At 37.9% G+C, this 21,454-nt stretch carries 22 protein-coding genes; 8 read left to right on the top strand and 14 right to left on the bottom strand.

Annotated features, from left to right (window positions below):
* The first annotated feature begins 109 nt into the window (after positions 1–109).
* A complete protein-coding gene (locus tag WG904_RS09570; protein ID WP_339579080.1) occupies positions 110–2,506 on the top strand; it encodes a T9SS type B sorting domain-containing protein in 2,397 nt (798 codons plus the stop codon).
* Between the two features lie 17 nt (positions 2,507–2,523).
* Here WG904_RS09570 and WG904_RS09565 read toward each other — a convergent pair whose 3' ends face one another.
* The 6 genes from WG904_RS09565 to WG904_RS09540 form a co-directional block, all read right to left on the bottom strand.
* Positions 2,524–3,087, bottom strand: coding sequence for a hypothetical protein (locus WG904_RS09565; protein ID WP_339579079.1), 564 nt, complete (start codon positions 3,085–3,087; stop codon positions 2,524–2,526).
* Between the two features lie 88 nt (positions 3,088–3,175).
* On the bottom strand, positions 3,176–3,895 hold the full coding sequence (locus WG904_RS09560) for a pyridoxine 5'-phosphate synthase (protein ID WP_339579078.1): 720 nt from the start codon (positions 3,893–3,895) through the stop codon (positions 3,176–3,178).
* A complete protein-coding gene (locus tag WG904_RS19625) occupies positions 3,892–4,350 on the bottom strand; it encodes an ATP-binding protein (RefSeq protein WP_489737898.1) in 459 nt (152 codons plus the stop codon). The genes WG904_RS09560 and WG904_RS19625 overlap by 4 nt, the downstream gene beginning before the upstream one ends.
* Before the next feature lie 107 nt (positions 4,351–4,457).
* Complete coding sequence (locus tag WG904_RS09550) at positions 4,458–4,796, bottom strand: DUF6370 family protein (RefSeq protein WP_339579076.1); 339 nt, start codon at positions 4,794–4,796, stop codon at positions 4,458–4,460.
* Positions 4,797–4,971: 175 nt separating this feature from the next.
* Complete coding sequence (gene ahcY, locus WG904_RS09545) at positions 4,972–6,288, bottom strand: adenosylhomocysteinase (protein ID WP_339579075.1); 1,317 nt, start codon at positions 6,286–6,288, stop codon at positions 4,972–4,974.
* A gap of 96 nt (positions 6,289–6,384) precedes the next feature.
* Positions 6,385–7,353, bottom strand: a complete 969-nt coding sequence (locus WG904_RS09540; RefSeq protein WP_339579074.1) for a lipid A deacylase LpxR family protein — start codon at positions 7,351–7,353, stop codon at positions 6,385–6,387.
* Between the two features lie 73 nt (positions 7,354–7,426).
* Here WG904_RS09540 and WG904_RS09535 point away from each other — a divergent pair, with 73 nt between their 5' ends.
* The 3 genes from WG904_RS09535 (at position 7,427) to WG904_RS09525 (ending at position 8,688) form a co-directional block, all read left to right on the top strand.
* Positions 7,427–7,741, top strand: coding sequence for a DUF2752 domain-containing protein (locus WG904_RS09535; RefSeq protein ID WP_339579073.1), 315 nt, complete (start codon positions 7,427–7,429; stop codon positions 7,739–7,741).
* Between the two features lie 4 nt (positions 7,742–7,745).
* Entirely contained in the window at positions 7,746–8,180 is a 435-nt protein-coding gene (locus tag WG904_RS09530; protein WP_339579072.1) for a CCC motif membrane protein, read from the top strand.
* A 97-nt stretch (positions 8,181–8,277) separates the two neighbouring features.
* The gene (locus tag WG904_RS09525) at positions 8,278–8,688 is read left to right on the top strand and encodes a BrxA/BrxB family bacilliredoxin (RefSeq protein WP_339579071.1); all 411 of its coding nucleotides are present in this window, start codon (positions 8,278–8,280) and stop codon (positions 8,686–8,688) included.
* Positions 8,689–8,788: 100 nt separating this feature from the next.
* On the opposite strand, the gene cdaA is transcribed toward WG904_RS09525, so the two are convergent.
* Both cdaA and folP read right to left on the bottom strand, forming a co-directional pair.
* Positions 8,789–9,580 carry a diadenylate cyclase CdaA gene (cdaA, locus tag WG904_RS09520; RefSeq protein WP_339579070.1) on the bottom strand — a complete coding sequence of 264 codons (792 nt, stop codon included), beginning with the start codon at positions 9,578–9,580 and terminating at the stop codon, positions 8,789–8,791.
* A gap of 84 nt (positions 9,581–9,664) precedes the next feature.
* Complete coding sequence (folP, locus tag WG904_RS09515; RefSeq protein ID WP_339579069.1) at positions 9,665–10,522, bottom strand: dihydropteroate synthase; 858 nt, start codon at positions 10,520–10,522, stop codon at positions 9,665–9,667.
* Positions 10,523–10,595: 73 nt separating this feature from the next.
* On the opposite strand from folP, the gene WG904_RS09510 reads away from it, so the two are divergent.
* From WG904_RS09510 to WG904_RS09495, 4 genes are all read left to right on the top strand, one after another.
* Entirely contained in the window at positions 10,596–11,135 is a 540-nt protein-coding gene (locus tag WG904_RS09510; RefSeq protein ID WP_339579068.1) for a DUF1599 domain-containing protein, read from the top strand.
* An 81-nt stretch (positions 11,136–11,216) separates the two neighbouring features.
* Positions 11,217–12,368: a BT_3928 family protein gene (locus tag WG904_RS09505; protein ID WP_339579067.1), complete on the top strand. Its 1,152-nt coding sequence runs from the start codon at positions 11,217–11,219 to the stop codon at positions 12,366–12,368.
* The gene (locus WG904_RS09500) at positions 12,368–13,423 is read left to right on the top strand and encodes an ABC transporter permease (RefSeq protein WP_339579066.1); all 1,056 of its coding nucleotides are present in this window, start codon (positions 12,368–12,370) and stop codon (positions 13,421–13,423) included. The genes WG904_RS09505 and WG904_RS09500 overlap by 1 nt, the downstream gene beginning before the upstream one ends.
* Positions 13,424–13,445: 22 nt before the next feature.
* Positions 13,446–13,928 carry a shikimate kinase gene (locus WG904_RS09495; RefSeq protein WP_339579065.1) on the top strand — a complete coding sequence of 161 codons (483 nt, stop codon included), beginning with the start codon at positions 13,446–13,448 and terminating at the stop codon, positions 13,926–13,928.
* Between the two features lie 3 nt (positions 13,929–13,931).
* Here the strand turns inward: WG904_RS09495 and WG904_RS09490 are convergent, their stop codons facing one another.
* The 6 genes from WG904_RS09490 to WG904_RS09465 form a co-directional block, all read right to left on the bottom strand.
* The gene (locus tag WG904_RS09490; protein ID WP_339579064.1) at positions 13,932–14,315 is read right to left on the bottom strand and encodes an acyl-CoA thioesterase; all 384 of its coding nucleotides are present in this window, start codon (positions 14,313–14,315) and stop codon (positions 13,932–13,934) included.
* 58 nt (positions 14,316–14,373) lie between these two features.
* Positions 14,374–16,077 carry a M28 family peptidase gene (locus tag WG904_RS09485; protein WP_339579063.1) on the bottom strand — a complete coding sequence of 568 codons (1,704 nt, stop codon included), beginning with the start codon at positions 16,075–16,077 and terminating at the stop codon, positions 14,374–14,376.
* A 58-nt stretch (positions 16,078–16,135) separates the two neighbouring features.
* Entirely contained in the window at positions 16,136–16,585 is a 450-nt protein-coding gene (locus WG904_RS09480; RefSeq protein ID WP_339579062.1) for a DoxX family protein, read from the bottom strand.
* 180 nt (positions 16,586–16,765) lie between these two features.
* A complete protein-coding gene (locus tag WG904_RS09475) occupies positions 16,766–18,265 on the bottom strand; it encodes a glycosyltransferase family 39 protein (protein ID WP_339579061.1) in 1,500 nt (499 codons plus the stop codon).
* A 39-nt stretch (positions 18,266–18,304) separates the two neighbouring features.
* Positions 18,305–19,336, bottom strand: coding sequence for a DUF6807 domain-containing protein (locus tag WG904_RS09470; protein ID WP_339579060.1), 1,032 nt, complete (start codon positions 19,334–19,336; stop codon positions 18,305–18,307).
* A gap of 152 nt (positions 19,337–19,488) precedes the next feature.
* Positions 19,489–21,453, bottom strand: a complete 1,965-nt coding sequence (locus WG904_RS09465; protein ID WP_339579059.1) for a beta-N-acetylhexosaminidase — start codon at positions 21,451–21,453, stop codon at positions 19,489–19,491.
* Between the last annotated feature and the right edge of the window lies 1 nt (position 21,454).

Raw genomic sequence — 21,454 nt, 5'->3', positions numbered from 1 at the left:
TAATAAGTTGCCGCAAAGTTAAGAAATTATTGCCTATTTGCAATGTAAAAGAGCCGTTAAACTTGGGATATAATGTAGTTTTTATTAACTTGCTTAGATGCAAATGTGGATGAAGCATATCGGGGTAATATTTATGTTTTTGTTCGGTTTTATAGCCGAGTCTGTTGCAGAGAATTTTAGAGTAACCACCAATTTAGATTCTGGTCCTGGCTCGTTAAGAGCGGCTATAATCGCAGCAAATTTAAATCCTGCTGGTCAAATAGATTCTATCTTTTTTAATATTCCTGCCACGCAAGCATCGGACGTAACCATTTCATTAAACATTCAGCTTCCAGACTTAACTTCAGACATTGTTATTGATGGAACAACACAATCGGGTGATTTTTTTAATAGTTCCTACATTCAAATTCAACTTCAAAGAAATGCATCGACATTTTTTAATGGATTGGTTTTAGAGAACGTAAACAATGTTCAGATTTATGGGATTTACTTTACGAATTTTATAGAGGCTTCATCGAGCATTAACGATTTAAGAGGAGCAATTTATTTAAGAGGGTCTACTAATATTACCATTGGTGCACCTGGTAAGGGTAATGCATTTACTTCAAATTATGCTGGAATTTATGCTCCCCTAGATCCACCACATGTATTAGGTAACAACATTTTAATTCAATCTAATTATTTTGGCTTATTACCTGATGGAGTAAAGCAGATGGCCAATAAAAATGGTATAGATGTGTCTTATATGAAAAATTCAAAAATTGGGGGGTCTGCTGCTAATTTAGGGAATGTGTTTGGAATTAACGATAATATAAGTATCAATACCGCCGGAATGTCTGAAGCCATGTTAATTGCGAATAACACGATAGGATTTGATGCGGCGGGTTCATTTATTCCTAACCCAACTTCAATTGGCATTAGCGCAAACGGTCGTGATTGTACGCTTACCATAACAGATAATTTAATTGGTGGACAACAAAAAGGAATAGTGCTTAATGAGGTGAACAAGAGCTTTTTCATTAAAAATAATAAGGTAGGGACGGGCTTAAATGGAACTGAAAAATATGGTAATGGCATAGGGATAGAAATTAACAAATGCATAGGAGGCATCATTGGGTCTAATTTGTCTAGCGAAAAAAACGATATTGCCTACAATACAGATGGTATAGTGATTATTGATTCTTACCCCATAACGATTACTAAAAACAGTTTGTATTGTAATACAAAATTTCCCATTCGCCATCAAAATGTAGATGTAAGCAAAATAACGGCACCCGCTGTAACCTCAATTTCTGCAGGGGGGGTGAGTGGCAAAGCTTCGCCAAATACAATAATCGAAGTTTTTAGTAATCACGAATGTTCTGGTTGTCAGGGTAAGATTTACCTTGGTTCGTCACAAACACAGGCCGATGGTAGCTTCCTTTATCCAGGGCCAATTTCTAGCGCAATTACCTTAACCGGAACCAATACCGATGGTGCAACCTCTGCATTTACTTCGCCAGTTTTAAACGATGCGGCCAAGCAAATTGTAGACGAGCAGTGTGGAAGTTCAAATGGTAGCATTAAGAATATTCAAGTTACTGATGCGACTACTTTTAGATGGTTTAATTCAAGAAATGTTCAAGTAGCAAATACGAGAGATTTAACCAATGCTAAAGCTGGCTCTTATTATTTAATAGCAGGCCAAACAGGTGGCTGCGAAGTGATTTCGCCAACCTACGAAATTAAGAAAATAGATATTGCCTATAAGGTTAAAAATGCCACACTAACGGGCTCAGCCTGTGGTAAAACAAACGGATCTATAATTGTTACTTCATTTGAAACAGAAATTCCAACTGTTTTTTCTTGGTTAGATGAAACCGATAAGGTGGTTTCTACCGACCGTAACCTAATTGGTGCCATGCCTGGTACGTATCGTTTATTTGGTGATAATGGACTGGGTTGTAAAACGCTTGCCGGAACATTTACCATCGAACCCACTACCGATTTGGTAGTAAATACCAGTAAGATTTCAATTTTGAATACCGATTGTGCAAAAGATGAGGGAAGTATCGTAAATGTATCGATAACTGGGGGTACTGCACCCTTGAGGTATCAGTGGTTCGATGTGAATGATCAAGAGGTAGGAACAGAGGCTGATTTGCTAAACGTAGTGAGTGGAACCTATTACCTTAAAATTACCGATGTAAAGGGATGTACGGTTCAGAGCGATATTTTTACCATTCCGCCTTCTCCTTTTAATGCCAAAATAGCAGATACCTTTTCGCCTAATGGCGATGGGATTAATGATGTTTGGCGTATCCCTGGCCTAAGTGGGCTTTCTGATTTTGAGATTAAAATTTTTAATCGACAGGGAAACGTTGTCTTTCATACAAAAAATCAAGCAAAAGACTTCGATGGGAAATACAATAATGTTGATTTACCCGTAGGAGTTTATTATTATATTATTGAATTAAAAAATAACAACTGCAAAGGGCTTAATGGGAGTATTATGCTTATTCGCTAGTTGTATTCGGAAGCGTTTTACTTTACCACTTTCCAGCCCTCTTCTTTATCTAATTTTAACCGGTAGGTGCGGGTAATGAAATCGCTATTATCGTTTTGATTTTTTTGGAAAGGAGCAAATACGGTATTTTGTTTCTTTAAGGATACGGTAACTTTTGCATTGTTATCATTAACCCGGTTAAAATTAACAGGTTTTTCGCTAGCCAATTCATAAAGTACTACTTTAACAGTTGCCTTGTCTTCATCCTGTTTAAGTACAAGGTCGCTCGCCTTATCGGTTAATTTGATGAGATACACAAAGCTGCTATCTTTAGATAGGAATTTCTTTTTGCCTTCTTGAAGAGTCATATCGATATAGCCTTCATCTTCCAAAGTTTTATATTTTTCTAGCTCTAGCATGTCACTCTTACTGTTAAATTTTAGCTCACCAAAGTGAAAACGTGCGGTTTTATATTCCTGATTGCCTTTTAAATAGTCGGTAATTACATCACCAGCTTCATCTTCATTTATTTTGGCAATATCTTTACAACTGGCAAAAGCAATTGTAAATAAAATTAGGGTAGCAATGGAAAGATTTTTCATAATGGATTTTTAACTAAAGGTATTCTGCTTTTTTGGTTTTTACAAATTTGGTATTAGATTATGGACGATTTGCCTAATAACCTAATTGTTAACGTGCAAGTTGTTTCAAATACAGCTGTATGGTATTCTCCAGCCCTAAATATAACGCATCGCAAATTAAGGCATGGCCGATGGAAACTTCTAGGAGATTGGGGATGTTTTTTGCAAAGTATTGAAGATTTTGCAAATCTAAATCGTGGCCTGCATTAATGCCGAGGCCTAATTGGTTTGCTCGTTTTGCTGCGGTTATGTAGGGGGCAATTGCTTTTTCTTTGTCTTGATGATATTGACTTGCATAGGCTTCGGTATACAATTCTATTCGGTCAGCTCCCGTTTCGAGCGCTCCCTCTATCATTTCAATTACTGGGTCTACAAAAATAGAAACCCGTATGCCTTCATTTTTAAACAGCGCTACCATTTCTTTAAGGTAGGCCTGTTCTTTTAGCGTGTCCCAACCGTGGTTTGAAGTAATCTGGCCTAAAACATCGGGAACTAAAGTAACCTGTGCGGGTTTGTTCGCTAAAACAAGGTCGATAAATTTCTGTTCGCGGCAATTTCCTTCAATGTTAAATTCGGTAGCAATTACTGCTTTTAAATCGAACGTATCTTGGTAGCGAATATGCCGTTCATCGGGCCTAGGATGAACCGTGATTCCTTGAGCACCAAAACGTTCACAATCTAGCGCAACTTTAACTAAATCAGGATTGTTGCCACCACGACTATTGCGGAGGGTGGCTATTTTGTTAATATTAACGGAGAGGTGGGTCATTTCACAAAGATACGGATTGATAGGTAAGATGGAAAGTGTAAAATGGAAGAGGGCTTCCTTAATATTCCTGTGTCTCTTATGTACGTTTTAGGTGATTTAATTAACCTCTTTTTTGCATTGATGAACCAAGGCTGTAAGCGCCTAACCATATATGCACCCTCTAAAAAGTCGAGGTATTTCATTACAGTGGTTGCGCTAACACCTAATGATCTTGCAAAAACCCCCGCATTTAACAAATTTCCGTTAGAATGGGCAAGCATACTCCAAAAATTGCGTAAGGTAACTGGGGATAGCACTACGCCAAATAGCATAGCTAAGTCTCGTTCTACATAACTTCTTATAAAATCGCTAAGCCATTCAATAGCATATTCTGTGTTTGGGGCTAATAATGCTTCTGGAAAGCCACCTCTAAACCAATTATCTTTATAATCTAATGATGTGTTTAATTCGTTAATGCCAATTGGAGTTAATTCTGTATAAGCAATACGCCCAGCAAGTGATTAGTTTAAGTTTAGATTTACTAGGTTAATTATAAAAAAGGGCAAAGAAAAGCTGATGTATACTATTTTTTCTCTGGCAATAACGTTATTGTTTTTGCTTTAAACCGATTATTAACAATTTCTCCTGTTACTTCAGCTTTGCTGATTACATTGCAAAAACCATGTTTTTCATCATGTGCATCTCCAAAATCATCAACTGATTTTCCATCTACAAAATAAGACTTTCCGTCTATTCGAACGGCTAAATCACAGCCTTTGCCCTTCATTTTAAATTTGCATTCGCCGCAGGCAATTTCAACAACTTTGTTTGTTAGTTTGTTAGCTATTGGTTTTTTGGAACTTTGCGCGTTGGCAATGAAACAACCTAATAAAATAAAAAGGGTGAAGAGTAATTTTTTCATGTTTTGGAACATTAAGAAGTTAGCAAATGTAGTGTTTTAATGGTAAGGGGCAAAAGGTTTAGCGTCTTGCCCGAAACAAAAAGAGAGATATACTTCCGCATATCTCTCTTTTTAATCTCATTAATGAGATTGCTTCGTGCCTCCCAATTACTAACTCAGGACTGCCGACTAAAAACTAGTATCTATATGTATCTGGTTTAAATGGACCATCTACGTTTACACCAATATAATCGGCTTGGTGTTGATCTAAAACGTCTAACTCTACACCGATTTTTTCTAAGTGAAGACGCGCTACTTTTTCGTCTAAATGCTTAGGTAAAACGTAAACTTTATTTTCGTATTTCCCTGGGTTAGTCCACAATTCTAATTGGGCTAAGGTTTGATTGGTAAACGAGTTGCTCATTACAAAACTTGGGTGACCAGTTGCACAGCCTAAATTCACCAGACGGCCTTCTGCTAAGATAATTACATCTTTGCCGTCAATCGTATATTTATCAACTTGTGGTTTAATTTCAACTTTAGTATCGCCATAAGCACTGTTTAACCAAGCCATATCGATTTCGTTGTCGAAGTGTCCAATGTTACAAACAATCGCTTTATCTTTTAAAGCTCTGAAATGTTGCTCGCGAACGATGTCACAGTTACCTGTGGTAGTTACCACAATATCAGCTTCTTTAATAGCTGTAGCCAATTTTTTAACTTCGTACCCTTCCATTGCCGCTTGTAACGCGCAAATCGGATCGATTTCAGTTACAATTACACGTACACCTTGCGAACTTAACGATTCTGCTGAACCTTTACCTACATCGCCATAACCGCAAACTACAGCTACTTTACCAGCCATCATTACATCGGTAGCACGACGAATGGCATCAACTAACGACTCACGACATCCGTATTTGTTATCGAATTTAGATTTGGTTACAGAATCATTTACGTTTATTGCAGGTAAGTGCAAGGTTCCGTTTTTCATTCTTTCGTATAGGCGGTGAACACCTGTAGTGGTTTCTTCAGATAATCCTTTAATAGCTGCAATTAACTCAGGATATCTATCGAACACCATGTTAGTTAAATCGCCACCATCGTCTAAGATCATGTTTAGCGGTTGACGGTCGGGACCGAAATGTAAGGTTTGCTCAATACACCAATCAAAATCGGCTTCATTTAAGCCTTTCCAAGCGTAAACTTGAATGCCTGCGGCCGCAATAGCTGCGGCAGCGTGATCTTGGGTCGAGAAAATGTTGCACGACGACCAAGTAACTTCAGCACCTAATTCTACCAAAGTTTCGATTAAAACTGCGGTTTGAATGGTCATGTGTAAGCAGCCTGCAATGCGTGCGCCTGCTAAAGGTTTAGATGGTCCGAACTCGGTGCGTAAGCTCATTAATCCAGGCATTTCTGCCTCTGCTAACGCGATCTCTTTGCGGCCCCATTCTGCCAGTGAAATGTCCTTAACTTTGTAAGGAACGTAAGTTGTCTCTACTGATGACATATGTTTATTGTTTAAATGAAGTGCAAATTTACGACATAACCTTATGAAACCCAAATTGTATTCTCTAGGACGGTAGCAGGAATGTAAAAATGTGATTTAGTTAAAATGGTAAGCAATTACGCCCGAACCATAATTATAGGCTTTCGCATTGCTCTCCACTTCTTTGCTCTTTAGCGTAACGATCGCTTTAGCGCTCAATCTCCACCATGCAAAATTAAGGCCGATTTGTTGAGCGTAGACCAAATTTTTAATTCCAAAAGTTATGGGTCCTTTATTTGACCTGAATAATCCACCTTGTATGGTCGCATTATAAGCTACAAAATTTACTTGTGGTTTTGTGAAAACGTAAAATTCTAACGGTGTTCTGCTCTTATCTCCCGGTTTGTTTTTAATTCGACTATTAGCGTACGACGATTCGTAAAAGGCGTTTAACTTTCCGAAGCGAATTAATAAGCCTGCATTTGCACCCGAAAAGGTATTACCTAATTGTACCGAAGAAGTACCACTAAGGTCTAGTAAGTGATTGTCAAACTGATAAAACAAGCGTTGATAAGCTAAATCAACATTTAAACCAACTTCATTTTTAACTTGGTATTCCCAACCCTCAACGGTATAATATGCCTTCAGCACATCCTTATGAAAAGTAGATTGCACTTCTTTGCCAAGCGCCTTAGGTCCTAAAATGCCCAGTTGTATCCTGGCTTTTAAAATGGATTGGTTAGTAAAGAAAAAACCCATACTTCCACTAGCATAGGCATATCCAGCGAAAGGCCTATCATGACTCTTTGGGTCGGGAGCATGCGAACTATAGGGAGTGTATATTTTGTGACCTAGCTCGAAGTCGATTATTTTTTTGTTAAGCCTGGGATCTAGATTTTCTTGCCTCAAAGCATGTCTGAAATAGGTAAACGCCCCCTCACTATAATAGCGATCTTTTTCAGAATCGACATAATAATCATTATCCGACATGATCCCTAATTCATTTTTGTAGCTTTGACCAAAACTAGTGCTGTTCGATAGGGTTAAAAATAACAATACGAAGAGGATCCTAATTTTTGAGGTCATAGCGGCAGAAAATTCAGCGCCAAAATTAGTATATTTTTTCTATTCTGTTTAATTAGAATTATCTTCGACCTAAATGAATTCTGTTAACTTTTTATTCTGGCTAAAAACACATTTATTAAAATGTCCGGTAAAGCAGTACCTAGGTATTGATTGCCCTGGTTGTGGTTTTCAACGCTCTGTTTTGGCTTTAGTTGAAGGCGATTTTGTGAATTCATTTAAGTTATATCCGCCAACTTTACCTCTTATTGGCCTGATGGTGTTTACACTTGTTCACTTAAAATTTGATTTTAAACAAGGAGCTTTTTTAATTAAAATACTATACATTGGTATTAGTTTACTCATTGTAATCAATTATATTTATAAAATATTTACGCATCAATTACATTAACATCATGTCTGAAGAACAAGAAGCTCCACAAGAAAATACACCAGAAACGGTGAGTTCAAACCCTCAACCTAAAACTCCACCTCAAAATAGCGGTTTTAACTATGGTATTCAGCAAGCGTTACCTAATGCAACTGCAGTACTAGTGTTAGGTATTTTATCTATTGTAACCTGTTGTTGTTATGGTATTATTGGTTTAATTTTAGGGATAGTTGCTTTAATTTTAAGTAAAAAGGATAGGGCTCTTTATGCAGCTAATATGACTTTTTATACCGAAAGTTCATTTAAAAATTTAAATGCGGGTAGAGTGTGCGCAATCATAGGGTTGATTTTGAATATTATCTACCTATTATTTATGGGAGCGATTATTGCTATGTTCGGATGGGCCGCCTTATCTGATCAAGAAGCATTAAAAGAAGCGCTTCAAGGTATGCAGGGATAAAAATACTTCCTATACGTCAGCAGATTGTTATTTTATTAGCCAATAATTTTTAGCGCATCATATTTGTTATCTTTGTACTTTATTTAAAAAAGAAAAGATGTATCCAGAATATTTAGTAGAACCTATGCGTGCGGAGTTAACTAACGTAGGTTTTGAAGAGTTAAAATCGGCAGAAGAGGTTGATAATGCCATTAAAAGCGAAGGAACTGTTTTTGTAGTGGTAAATTCGGTTTGTGGTTGTGCAGCAGCAAATGCCCGTCCAGCAGCTAAATTAGCCGCATCGAATGCAAAACACCCTGGTAAATTGGTAACCGTATTTGCAGGTATGGAAAAAGACGCCGTAGATAGAGCGAGAGCGTATATGATGCCTTTCCCACCTTCCTCGCCTGCGATGGCCTTGTTTAAAGATGGTAAGTTGGTGCACATGATTGAGCGTCATCAGATCGAAGGTCGCCCAGCTCAAATGATTGCCGATAGTTTAATTGGGGCTTTTGAGCAATATTGTTAAAAGGTATTGCGTATTGAGTATCGTATTGCAACTGGGGGTATATTAACTATGCCCTTAGTATAAATGTCTCATTACTCAATACGCACTGCTCAGTACTAATTTAAAAATCCTTATTTAGCAATTTCTCCAATTCTCCAAAGGATACATTCATCCTTACCCTACCTTGTTTTGCATAGGCAATTTCGCCGGTTTCTTCAGAGATAATCACGGCAACAGCATCTGTATTTTCAGAAATCCCTATTCCAGCCCGATGTCGTAAACCGAATTGAGGAGGTAATTTCTCATTATCCGTTAGGGGTAAAATGCAACTTGCACTTTTAATTTTGTTTTCGGCAATTACCACGGCGCCATCGTGAAGTGGACTGTGCTTCTGAAAGATACTTTCTAGTAGACGTTTCGATATTTTCGACTCGATAATTTCACAACTATTGGCGAAGAGTTGATCGTCGTAAAATTTAACAAAGACGATTAATGCGCCCGTTCGGGTCTTTTTCATGCTTTTGCAGGCATCGATAATTGGCTTGATCCGTAATAAATTATCACGTTCTAAATCTTTACTACCGAACAAATTTCCCCACCAGGTTTTATTTTTTTGCAAAAACGTATTTTTTCCAATGTGCAGTAAGAATCGCCTAATTTCAGGTTGAAAAATCACCACCAAGGCCATAATTCCCACTCCCATAAATTTGTTGATGATGGTAGACAACAGATCCATGTGCAAACTGCTTACCAAATGGTAAAATAGGAAGATGATAAGAAGGCCTAGAAGTAAGTTAACCGCAAGGGTGTTTTTGATTAAACTGTAGATATAATACAATAGAATAGCAACTACAATGATATCTATAACATTAATCCACGTAATTTTAAGGAAATCGAAGTCGAGGCTCTTCATAGGCACAAGATAAGAATTATTGTTCATTAGTTCATTAGTCATTCGTAGCACAATACATGGCAAAATGAACTGTTGACCAATGAACTAATGAATAATTAACCGATTAAACAACGTAACACATTCTACTGCCTCCTCAACATCGTGCACCCTTAAAATAGAAGCACCTTTAGTTAGGGCTATCGTATTTAAAACCGTTGTCCCGTTTAGCGCTTCATGGCTCTTATTTTTTAGCACCTTAGTGATCATAGATTTTCGTGAGAAACCTACTAAGATTGGGAGGTCAAATGAATTTAAAACCTCCATTTTTTGTAGCAATTCGTAATTATGATCTATCGTTTTCGCAAAACCAAAGCCAGGGTCGAGAATAATATCAGCTACGCCAAGTTGGGTTAATTTTTTTATTTTTTGTGCAAAATAAGCATGTACCTCATTGGCAATATTTTGGTAACTTGAATGTTCTTGCATGGTTTGTGGATTCCCCTTCATGTGCATCATAATGTATGGAACATTTAGTTTAGCGATGGTTTCAAACATTGCTCCGTCTAAATTTCCGGCCGAAATATCGTTAATTAAATGGGCTCCGGCATCTATTGCAGCTTCGGCTACTTTAGCACGAAATGTGTCGATAGAAAACAAGGCTTCAGGGAATTTTTTTGCTAGCGCTTGTACTACGGGAATGAGGCGTTTTAGTTCTTCTTCTTCGCTAATATGTGCAGCGCCTGGCCGAGATGAATACGCACCGAGGTCGATAAATTTTGCCCCCGCCTTTAAAAAATCGTCTACTCGCTGTAACGCCTCATCAATGTTTTCTATACGGCTATCCTTAAAAAATGAATCAGGAGTTAAATTTAAGATGGCCATTACCGATGGGCGACTTAAATCTATCGATTTGCCCTTGCTATTTAATGTAAATTTCGGGTTTAAAAATGTATCTTTAGCCATAATTAAATACAATAATAAGCAATAAAACAGCTTTAAATAGAAACGAATTTATCCGGATAAAATATTAATTGTTTTGGCAGCCAACACCTCACAAGAATTTGATCACGTAATAGCAACGTGTAAAGCGCTATTTTTAAAGAAGACAAAAGATTACGGAACGGCATGGCGCATTCTTCGACCTGCATCAATAACCGATCAAATCTTTATCAAGGCACAACGCATACGTACCTTAGAAGAAAAAAAAGTATCAAAAGTTGATGAGGATATTACCTCAGAATACATCGGTATTGTAAATTATTGCGTAATTGCGATGCTTCAGTTAGAATTAACTGATTCAGACCCGAACGAGATGGAAGTAAATTTGGTAGAAAGTCTATTTGATAAACGAATAGCCGAAACCAAAGACTTAATGTTTGCAAAAAATCACGATTATGGAGAGGCATGGCGCGATATGCGTATCAGCTCTTTAACGGATTTAATTTTGATGAAGATTTTTAGAGTAAAACAAATTGAAGATAATTTGGGTCAAACGTTAGCCTCCGAAGGTGTAAAGGCAAATTATCAGGATATGTTAAATTATGCAGTATTTGCATTGATTAAGCTGGGTATTTAGTATATATTAGTATTTAGACGGGGTGCATATTCCCATTATCATTTAAAAACAGTTAACCAAATAAACAATTAACTACAATTTATGCAAAAAATCCTACTCCATTTTTCTCGTTGGTTTGTTGGTGTTTTGTTCATCTTTTCGGGATTGATTAAAGCAAATGACCCATTGGGTTTTGGCTATAAACTTCAAGAGTACTTCGAAGTTTTTCATCTAAATTTTTTAAGCAATTGGGCTACTGGTATTGCAATTTTATTGTGCGTTTTAGAAATTGTTTTAGGCGCTTTATTGCTCTTCGGATTTTGGCGCAATCAAGTTACTAAAGGTTTACTTGCACTTATCGTATTTTTCACTTTTCTCACTTTTGTTTCGGCCGCATTTAAAGTGGTAACTTCCTGTGGTTGTTTTGGTGATGCTATTCCGCTTACGCCATGGCAATCGTTTAGTAAGGATTTAATTTTATTGGTGCTTATCGTTTATTTATTTATTCATCGAACAAAAATTAAGCCGATTACGACTAATCATAAATTGCAGGCTGCGGGCTTTGCTGTCGTTACCTTCGCATCGTTGGCTTTTGGAATTTTTACCTACAACTACTTACCTATAATCGATTTTTTACCCTATAAAGTGGGTTCGAGCATCCCCGAATCGATGAAAGTACCTGAAGGTGCTCCTTTAGATGAGTTTTTAATCCTATATCAACTGAAGCACAAAAAGACAGGGGAAACGAAATCGATGAGCGATAAAGACTATATGGCAAAAGAAGTATGGAAAGATGAGAATTGGGAGGTTGTGGGCGATCCGGAAAAGAAATTAATAAAGAAAGGTTATGAAGTTAAAATTAAGGATTTAATTATTAGTGATAGCTCTGGCACTGACTATACCAAAGAACTGGTCGAAAATCCTTTTTATAATTTAATTATTGTTGCCTATAACTTAAATGAAGTAAATGAAGAAGCTGTGGCTAAAACCAATGCCCTGGCCTTAAATGCAGTAGAACAATTCAACATCAGATCGGTGTTGTTAACCTCAAACTCGGCACAAGATGCAGCTGCTTTTAGTAAAAAGATGAAGCTCTTTATGGAAATATTTTATGCGGATGCTGTGCCATTAAAAAGTATGGTACGCGCTAATCCGGGTGTATTATTGCTTAAAAATGGAGTGATCGTGAATAAATGGCATTACCATAACCTGCCATCTTTCGAAGAACTCGCTAAAACCTATTTCAATAAGTAATGGGAGGCTACGTAATCCGTAAATTTTTATATGGCTTAGCTGTAATGGCAGGGGTAATTCTTGTAGTATTTGTACTGTTTAATATTTTACCTGGCGATCCGGCGCGTATGACAATGGGACAAAGGTCGGACGTGCAATCGCTCGATGCCGTAAGAAAGGAATTTGGTTTAGACCGATCAAAGCCGGTCCAGTTTTTTCTTTACATTAACGATTTATCGCCAATTAGTATTCATCCTTTTTCAACAGAAAATCAAGAAAAATACCATTATCAAAAACTTTTTAAAGTTAGAAGTGATGTGGTGGTGCTAAAGGTTCCATATTTGCGTCGCTCCTATCAAACCAAGAGAGATGTGACCACTATTTTATCAGAAACGGTACCCAATACATTTGTTTTAGCCCTAACTGCAATGATTTTTGCTACATGTATTGGAGTATTTTTGGGGGTTTTATCGGCAGTACACAAGGGAACGTGGATTGATAATATGGCTAATTCATTCGCAATCCTAGGCATTTCGGCTCCATCGTTTTTTGCGGGAATTATTATTGCTTGGTTATTTGGGTTTTTATTGGCCGATTATACAGGTCTAAATATGAGCGGAAGTTTATACAGCTACGATCCATTTAAGGGAGAGGTAATTACTTGGAGAAACTTGTGGTTGCCGATGATTACATTGGGACTACGACCATTGGCTATTATTGTTCAACTCACGCGCAGCGCAATGTTAGACGTATTGGCACAAGATTATATACGAACAGCAAAGGCAAAAGGGCTAGGGCGGAATGCAATTATCTATAAACATGCGTTAAAAAATGCTTTAAATCCGGTAATAACCGCTATATCGGGCTGGTTTGCCTCGTTATTAGCAGGTTCGTTCTTTGTGGAGTATATTTTCGGATATAACGGCTTAGGCAGAACAACAGTAACTGCTTTAGAAATGTCTGATTTTCCGGTGGTAATGGGTTCAATCTTATTTATCGCATTTGTGTTTGTAGTGATGAATATTTTAGTCGATATTTTATATGCTTGGGTAGATCCTAGGGTTAAATTAGTTTAGGGCTAAAAAGAGAAAAACAGGTATGAAAATTTTTTTAATCGGATTTATGGGCTGCGGCAAAAGCACCAAAGCGAAGCAGTTGGCTAGCCGCTTAAACTGCTCAGTAATCGATTTAGACGCGGTAATTGTAGCCGAACAAGGTAAAACGATTGCCGAGTATTTTGCCGAGAATGGAGAAGAAGCTTTTAGGAAATTGGAAAGCGAAACGCTAAAGAGGTATGAGTATCCTGAAACTTGCGTGGTAGCTACCGGGGGTGGATTGCCTTGTTTCTTCGATAATATGGAGTGGATGAATGCGAATGGGAAAACGATTTACTTGCAGATGACACCGCCACAATTAGTGTCTAGGTTGAACAACAGAGAAAAAAGGCCGCTTTTAAAAGGGATGGATGATGAGCAATTATTGGTCTTTATAGAAACGAAATTAGCTGAGCGAAATGCTTTTTACATGCAAGCGCAACTTGTGGTTGATGCGTTTAATTTGGAAGTTGAGGAGTTAATTTAAGTCCTAGAACTGATCTTCAATATATTTAATCTTCGTTTTTCCATGTGGCGTTGGTTCACCGTATTCGTTAATGTTCACGAAAACGATTTTATCGATTGTTAAAATACTCTTCCTGGTAATTTTATTTCTTACCTCACAACACATGGTGATGGAGGTAGTGCCGAAAGAAGTTGCTGTCATTCCTAATTCGATAATGTCGCCCAATTTACCAGAACTTACAAAGTTAATTTCCGACATGTATTTAGTTACTACTCTAGGGTTTTCGAGTTGTACAATGGCATAAATTGCCGCTTCTTCATCAATCCATTTTAAAAGGCTACCTCCAAATAATCCGCCATTAGGGTTTAAATCTTCGGGTTTGATCCATTTTCGAGTGTGGAAATTCATAAGGTTGATGTTTATGCTAAGGTAAGGATTGTACTTGTTATTCTATTGGAGGAGAACTCTATTTAAGCTGTTCTAAATAAATCTGCATCTGCTTCTCCACCTCCAAGGTCGCCACTTTAATCGCAGAACCCACCCTAGTGGTCTTAGGATCAACCGCCATGGTTCCAATGGTGGCTAATGCATCGGTATAGTATTTTCCCCAAACCTCAACAATATGCTTTTCAGTTGTAGCATCTTTACCATCAGCTATTGCTTTTTTACTCAATTCGAATTCTGTTTTTAAGCGAACCAATGCATCGGCTTTAACTTGTGCAACAGTAAACGAAGCGGTACTTTCATCAGCAGTAACCAAAGTATAGGCAGCGGTTAATGCACTAATCCCAACATTTTTCATTGTGGTGGCCGATACTTTATCAATGCGGTCGTTATCTGTGTGGTAAAATACATCTGTAAAATGCCACATCAACAAACCAGGAATTTTGTTCTGTAGAAATGGAGTATGGTCGCTTCCCCCTTCGAAAGGGTTATAATTAACCGTCCAATTCGCAAATTTGCCTTGAGCTTTGCAGATATCGAAGATGAAATCATTATAATAATGTGGGAAAAGGTCTTTCTCTTGTACATTTCCGGCACCCCATTCGCTATGTTTATCGGTTCCCCTTGTCCATATAGCCGATGGATCGGGCATTTTTTCCAATAGAAATGTACCTCCTGTTTTTTGGGTATCCTCGCCAACCATATCTAAACTCATGCCCCATAATATCCCTTTGGCACGCTCTTTATCCTCAGAGATGTATCTTCCAGTAGAAACAATCTCATCACCCCAAAGAAAAGTAAGTGTGCGCTGTGGTTTTAGCTTGCCCGATTTAATGAGGCTTGCAGTTAATCTGGCCATTTCAGCTAAAGTACCAACACCGGTAGCATTATCGTTTGCTCCTGGCTCTTGTACGTGTGCGCTATATACAAAGCGTTCGTTTGGTTTAACCGAGCCTTTAATATTTGCAACAATTGTTAATTCTTCTGCTTCGTATATTTTGGTTTCAATTTCAACTTTTAATTCAACTTTTCCCTTTAAGCAAGCAGCTTTTAATTTTTCCTTAACACCATACGATAAAAGTAGCGACCAAATTCCTGCGTTTGCTTGCATGCTACTAAACTGAATGGAGGTTTGGTGTACTTCGGGTTGCGTATATTTTGGCATCGAGTAACCCATTGCGCCTATGGCGCCAGCTTTTGCAGCAGCGCCAACTAATCGGCCAGTAGCTACATCACCAAAAACAATTTTTCCTTTCAAATCTTTTCCTTCAAAATCGGCCGTAGTTCCCTTTCCAACAAAAACCACTTCGGCAGTAACGCCGCCAGCAGGCGTTGAAGGGCAGTTGATTGGGATCATATTGCGGTTGGTTTGATAAGCAATTAAAGGTCGATTTTCGCCAACGATTTGCACGCTTGCGTTTATGGGCTCCCAAGTATTTCGTTTCATGGGGCGTTTTTCGATTCGATAGGTTAGGGGTGCTTCAAATTCATTTGATTTTTGCTCAACATAACCAGCTTTTTTTAAAATATCTTCGACATGGTGGATGCTTGCATTAAACCCAGAATTGCCTGGAACACGAAAATATTTTTCTACAAATGCAGTAGTTGCATAGGCATTTTTTTCGTTGAATCCCTCGCGAGTTAATTTAAAGTAATTAGCCGTTTGGGTTTGTGCAAAAGTGTTGGTCGCAAGTAAAAGTAATAGTGCAATAAGAATCTTCTTCATATCTATTTCTAAATACGAAAGGTAGGGATTTTAATACAGAGTTCACAGAGAAAATCTTTTATTGCCAACGTCGCTTCTTAAATTGTTGGTCGACCGAAAATGGGCCTGATCCCACTACCCAAAATAATACCAAAAGGCTAAGTACGATAATTGATAGCCATAGTTCTGAATTTAATACCGATAGGCCGTTAGAAATGTTAACAAATAGAATGGCGCCAACTAAAATTGGAATTTGAATTACTGCAGCAAAACGTGTTACAAGACCAATGGTAATTAAAATGCCACCAACTAAATGTGCGAAGGCAACAATATGGAGCAAAATACTGGCCATGACAGATGAAAATTCAAAAATGCTATTTCGGAATAATGCATCCTGTAGATAGCCCGTATCGCTAATGAGTGCAATACCTTTACTGAAAATTATTAAGCCTAATACGATGCGAACAACATCTAACCATTTTGCATGATGGGCATCGCCCCAAAGCTCAACTTTTTGGATAATGTTCATAATAAACCTCCTTTTTAAGCTATATGAAAGTAAGAAGAAAAAAGGAGAAATACAAGTTTTTTGCTTTACGTTGTTAACTACAGGAGGGCACAAAGTATTTCACAGAGAACGCTGAGTTTACAGCCATATGCTTATTTCGCTGTGTATTCTCGTTTTCTCGTGGTTAAAAGTGGCAAATATTTACTCCAACCTCCCTGCTGCTCTTTCGGTTCTCAAAAGCTTAGCAAGATCTAGTTTTGGTTCACTAAGGAGGATAATTTGAGTGCCTTTTTCTCTGGCATACTCGTTTTTAATTTCTCCAACACCTACCACCTTGTTGAAAAGTGATAGATCTCTAGTAGAAGTTAAATTTTTTACTTCTTTAACGCGAATTACGGTTTTAATTTCACGATCTAAATTTACCCAATTGATATAATCGTCGGTAAATGAATCGGCTTTTAAGCCCTTAACTTTTGTGTAATAATTTATCGCACCAGCTTGGCCATAGCTATCGCAAAGTACGAATATCGTTTCTTTGTTCGGTAGCATTAGATAAATTGAATCTACCTTTCTTGCCAATTCTTGCCAACCCAGCATATCGGCGAAATCTTGTGAAATGGGATGCTTTTTCCCATCTTCCCAAGTATGTTGTTGGCCTTCCTTAAAATATTCATTTGGTTTTTTTAACGGTAGAGCCCTATCCAATAAAGGGATAAAAAGTAAGAGTATGATAACTATTGGCACGAAGCGGAGATAAATCTTCCAACCGTGTCGAAAAAGATAACTGATATAAACTGCTCCAAAAGCGAAGAAAATGGGATATAAGCCAATCGCATAATAACCTTTTGCCTTTAGGTAAATAAATAAGGTTAAGGTAAATAATATAGCATAAAAAAATATTCGATAGGGCTTAAATGTTTTATAAGTGAATAGGGAGATGAAGCCTGCAATTATTATTAACAAAGAACTAAAAAAGAACATGATCTGATCCTTTACAAAATCCATTCGTTCTACGTGCACCAATTGCGTTTCTTGAAGTTCTTTCATGTGTTTAAGCACGGGAAAATCGTGTTGAAACTGCCATGTAAGATTCGGACTTACAATGGCCAAACCAATAAACAAAGCGATATAAAATTGGGGCTTTAAAAAAAGTTTCCTTTGTTCACTCAGTAAGATGGCTGGCAATAAACCTAGTAAACAAAAGGCAATATTATACTTATTTAAAAATCCAATAGCAAAGCTAATAGCCATTGCGTACAACCATTTGTAATTTTCTGTTTGAATAAAACGAATAAAGGTATAATACACTAAAGTCCAACATAGTATATCTAATGAATTGGGTTGGTACAGCATATTTATCCTCAAAAGACTAGAAAAAGTTAATGCTGTGGCGGTCAGTATGCATGCATATAAACTTCCTTTTAAACTTTCGACTGTTTTCCATACCACTAGTATGGTTAGGGCGCCAAAAAGGGCAGGAAAAAATTTAACCCAGAAATAAGAATTCCCCAAGTGAAGGATCAACCAAGAAATCCATGAGGTTACAGGGGGAATAGAGTGGTAGCCCCAGGCTAAATGTTTAGCTTGATCCAGGTGTAGAAATTCATCCCGCTGTAAATCGTAAATTGGATGAATTACCAAATATTGCAATACGATCTTAACAACAATAAAACCTAGGAGAATGAGCGTTTCTTTTTTCATTATTTATTGGAGCCCGCTTAAGCGCTAATGTTACAACAGTTACCTGCTAAATGCTGCAGCAAGTTTTTGAATTTGTTCAGTTGAAGTCGACGTGTTGCCAGCATCTATAACAATTCTATATCTAAATGTAATTTTTTCTCCTGCTTTTAATTTTAAGTTAGTGCTCCTTGTTCCATTTGTAAATATTTTTTCGCCTAAAGGATTTGCAGCAAATAAACCATAGCCTCGTGCATGCCAATACGTAGGATAATTTATGTTTTTTGGGTGGTCGATGATGGTAACACTTACCGAATCGGCACCTATTTTCCCAAAAACTTTAACCCATGCTGCACGGGTGCTCCAAACGGCATCACCGACTTTGCCCTCACTACTGATGTAATTGCCATTGGCAATCTTATCCGTACCCCCTTTTACGAGGGTTACATTGCCTTTATCGTCTGTAAATTTCTGGTCTTGCTGAGTGGGAATTTGAAGTTCATGTGCCAATCGCATTCCCAAAAATCCATCTTTTACATCATTAAAAGCCACATCTTTTACGGCACTTAAGGTGGTGCTACGATCTATAATCCGCTGACTGCCTATGGCACTGAATTCGAAAGTGGTAATTTCGTTGAGCAGTATAGCATTGGCTTGATTGTTCCAAGTAGCATGGTAGGTTAAACTTCCTTTGGGCCCGCTTTTGGTTTCTAAAATTTTGTCGGTCTTAATCCATCCATATTTATCTTTTTTTTCATTAGGAATGGCATAGGAGTTGTTCCAAAAATCGAGACCATTTACGCTTTCATAATTCAGCCAGATGCCAATGTGATGGGGGTGGTCTGTTGGGTCGTCTTTTTTTGGATTTAAAGGGAAACCTCGTGTTACATCATTTTGGTTAACGGTAAAAACAGGGTAAAGGAAAGGTTTCTCTATATGATCTGGGTACTGAAAACTGGTAAAAAGTTTGTTTCCGATTAATATGTCTATCTTTTTAGCGTTAGGATCTTTAATAATCTTTACAGCTGTATTTTGTGCAAATAGGATAGAAGATGGAAATAGTAGGAAGAAAAGAGTTTTAAAAATGGAATTCATTTGTGCAGGTTTTTAAAATTTGGCTTGCACTAAATTAAGGATTTTGAACCAATGGGCTATTATCTTTTGCGCTTAAACTTTTTACCACATAGGCACATAGACACATAGCTATTGTGAGCTATGTGTCTATGTGGTTGATATCATACAAAAATCTATTTCTTCCCAGCCCTCTTATTCAATTCCTCAATTGGCATATTCATCATCCGTCCAATAGGTGTTTTACCTCGATAAGTAATTACCTTTAATACGGTAGCATCGATAGGGGGAATTAATGGTGTAGTATATTTAGGATAAAAGCGATCTGGGAAAGAATTATCAAAGCTGTAATACATATCCAAGCCCTCTACCTCCGTGCTCAGCGTAATCTGCACTTGTCTATCGGCGCCTCTTTTTACGGAGAATATAGGGTCGTAAACGCTAGGCGCATATTTGGTTTCTGCCACATCCAGGCGCTTAAAATGTTCTTCTGTACGCACAAAAAAGTTGTTCCAGTTTTTCTTTTCGCGGGGCGACCAAACTGATTCGGCGATGGCGAAACCCCGAGGCCAGGTCATGTATTCGGCCTGGCGAATGTTGTACACCTGTTCAGTCCATAAGTTTGCCTGCCCGCCCTTAATAAATTTAGGATCAACATCTGCTGGAACAGGATCAAATTCATAGGCCTTGCTTAAACGGAGGGAGGCATAAACTTTGGGCTCCGTAATGGCATCAGCCTGCATATAGTCTATGTAAGCATATTGGGTGGGGCTCATTACCACCTCATGACCAGCTTTTGCCGCTTCTGTGCCATACTTCATCGATCGCCAACTCATTACGGCTGCACTTTGCGAAACGCCCCCTTCTAAAACTTCATCCCAGGCCATAAATTTTTTCCCTTTTGAAACGATAATTTTTTCCAATCTACGCTCAAAGTAGGCTTGCACTTCTGGAATAGTTTTTAAGCCTTCGCGCTTCATGAGCTCTTTTATTTGATCGTTCTTTTCCCAAAAATTTCGGGCTACTTCATCACCACCAACATGGATATAATCGAAAGGAAAAAGCTTTGCAATTTGCGAAAATACAGTATCTAAAAAGACATAAACTTTCTCGTTGGCAGGAGATAAGGTATTGTCTACTAGTCCGAGTGGGGGAGCACCTCGACTCCAATCCATAATTTTTTCTCCGCTTCGTACTTTATAATTTACCGCATCAGCGGTGCCAGATAACTCAGGATACGCAGCAATTGCAGCTAAACTATGTCCAGGAACATCGATTTCGGGCATAATGTCTACAAAGCGTTCTTTTGCGTAAGCTACTAATTCTTTAATGTCTTCTTGTGTATAAAAACCACCATAATTGCGGGGTTCGTCGGCAGTTGGGGGGATAAAATCGCCAAATGTGCCTTCTCGTTTTACACGCCATGCTCCCACTTCGGTGAGCTTTGGTAAGCCTTTAATCTCAATTCGCCATCCCTCATCGTCTGATAGATGGAGGTGTAAAATATTGAATTTGTAGCGAACCATAGCATCAATGTATTGTTTTACTTCTTGTTTGGTGAAAAAATGACGGGCAACATCAAACATTAATCCCCTCCAACCCAATCTCGGATAATCTGTTACTTGAACACAGGGCATGGTCCATTTTATCCCTTTTACCTCTTCTTTGCTTTCGATTTCTTTTGGTAGTAATTGCATTAGCGTTTGTACCCCATAAAATAAGCCAGCAGGTTTATTCGCAGTGATGACGACCTGTTTTAAACCTACGGTTAAGTGATAGCCTTCGTTTCCTAAAATAGGGTCATTTTTATCCGTAATGATTAACTTGAATGTAGCGGTTGATGATGGAATGTGTACTACACTTACAAAGTGCCCGGTTGGTTTTGATAATCTTTCTTGCAAAAAAGCAACTGTTTGTTTTAGCGCTGGAGATTTATTAGCTTGAATAACAATATTTGCAGGCAGTGAAAAGTAACCTGCTTGTTTAATAAGGGTAACCGGTTCAGGAATGATAGCAATTTCGTTTTGAGCAACAGGTATACTTGCTTCAAAAGTACTTAGTGTTTCTATACTGCTTGCGGCAGTTTGAGCAATGGAATGAAGGGTAAAAAGACAAAATATAATAGATAAACTTCGTTTCATG

It is taken from the genome of Pedobacter anseongensis (genome assembly GCF_037482965.1).
In the GTDB taxonomy this organism is placed as follows: domain Bacteria; phylum Bacteroidota; class Bacteroidia; order Sphingobacteriales; family Sphingobacteriaceae; genus Pedobacter; species Pedobacter anseongensis.
This window is presented reverse-complemented; position numbering and strand designations above follow the sequence as displayed.

Bases quoted from the DNA above. Each gene is read 5' to 3' on its own strand.
- WG904_RS09490 (WP_339579064.1), bottom strand. From the start codon at position 14,315: ATGAATTTCCACACTCGAAAATGGATCAAACCCGAAGATTTAAACCCT.
- WG904_RS09560 (WP_339579078.1), bottom strand. From the start codon at position 3,895: ATGACCCACCTCTCCGTTAATATTAACAAAATAGCCACCCTCCGCAAT.
- cdaA (WP_339579070.1), bottom strand. From the start codon at position 9,580: ATGAAGAGCCTCGACTTCGATTTCCTTAAAATTACGTGGATTAATGTT.
- WG904_RS09485 (WP_339579063.1), bottom strand. From the start codon at position 16,077: ATGAAGAAGATTCTTATTGCACTATTACTTTTACTTGCGACCAACACT.
- WG904_RS09470 (WP_339579060.1), bottom strand. From the start codon at position 19,336: ATGAATTCCATTTTTAAAACTCTTTTCTTCCTACTATTTCCATCTTCT.
- folP (WP_339579069.1), bottom strand. From the start codon at position 10,522: ATGGCTAAAGATACATTTTTAAACCCGAAATTTACATTAAATAGCAAG.
- WG904_RS09500 (WP_339579066.1), top strand. From the start codon at position 12,368: ATGGGAGGCTACGTAATCCGTAAATTTTTATATGGCTTAGCTGTAATG.
- WG904_RS09530 (WP_339579072.1), top strand. From the start codon at position 7,746: ATGTCTGAAGAACAAGAAGCTCCACAAGAAAATACACCAGAAACGGTG.
- WG904_RS09480 (WP_339579062.1), bottom strand. From the start codon at position 16,585: ATGAACATTATCCAAAAAGTTGAGCTTTGGGGCGATGCCCATCATGCA.
- WG904_RS09565 (WP_339579079.1), bottom strand. From the start codon at position 3,087: ATGAAAAATCTTTCCATTGCTACCCTAATTTTATTTACAATTGCTTTT.
- WG904_RS09550 (WP_339579076.1), bottom strand. From the start codon at position 4,796: ATGAAAAAATTACTCTTCACCCTTTTTATTTTATTAGGTTGTTTCATT.
- WG904_RS09535 (WP_339579073.1), top strand. From the start codon at position 7,427: ATGAATTCTGTTAACTTTTTATTCTGGCTAAAAACACATTTATTAAAA.
- WG904_RS09505 (WP_339579067.1), top strand. From the start codon at position 11,217: ATGCAAAAAATCCTACTCCATTTTTCTCGTTGGTTTGTTGGTGTTTTG.
- WG904_RS09540 (WP_339579074.1), bottom strand. From the start codon at position 7,353: ATGACCTCAAAAATTAGGATCCTCTTCGTATTGTTATTTTTAACCCTA.
- WG904_RS09525 (WP_339579071.1), top strand. From the start codon at position 8,278: ATGTATCCAGAATATTTAGTAGAACCTATGCGTGCGGAGTTAACTAAC.
- ahcY (WP_339579075.1), bottom strand. From the start codon at position 6,288: ATGTCATCAGTAGAGACAACTTACGTTCCTTACAAAGTTAAGGACATT.
- WG904_RS09495 (WP_339579065.1), top strand. From the start codon at position 13,446: ATGAAAATTTTTTTAATCGGATTTATGGGCTGCGGCAAAAGCACCAAA.
- WG904_RS09465 (WP_339579059.1), bottom strand. From the start codon at position 21,453: ATGAAACGAAGTTTATCTATTATATTTTGTCTTTTTACCCTTCATTCC.
- WG904_RS09570 (WP_339579080.1), top strand. From the start codon at position 110: ATGAAGCATATCGGGGTAATATTTATGTTTTTGTTCGGTTTTATAGCC.
- WG904_RS09475 (WP_339579061.1), bottom strand. From the start codon at position 18,265: ATGAAAAAAGAAACGCTCATTCTCCTAGGTTTTATTGTTGTTAAGATC.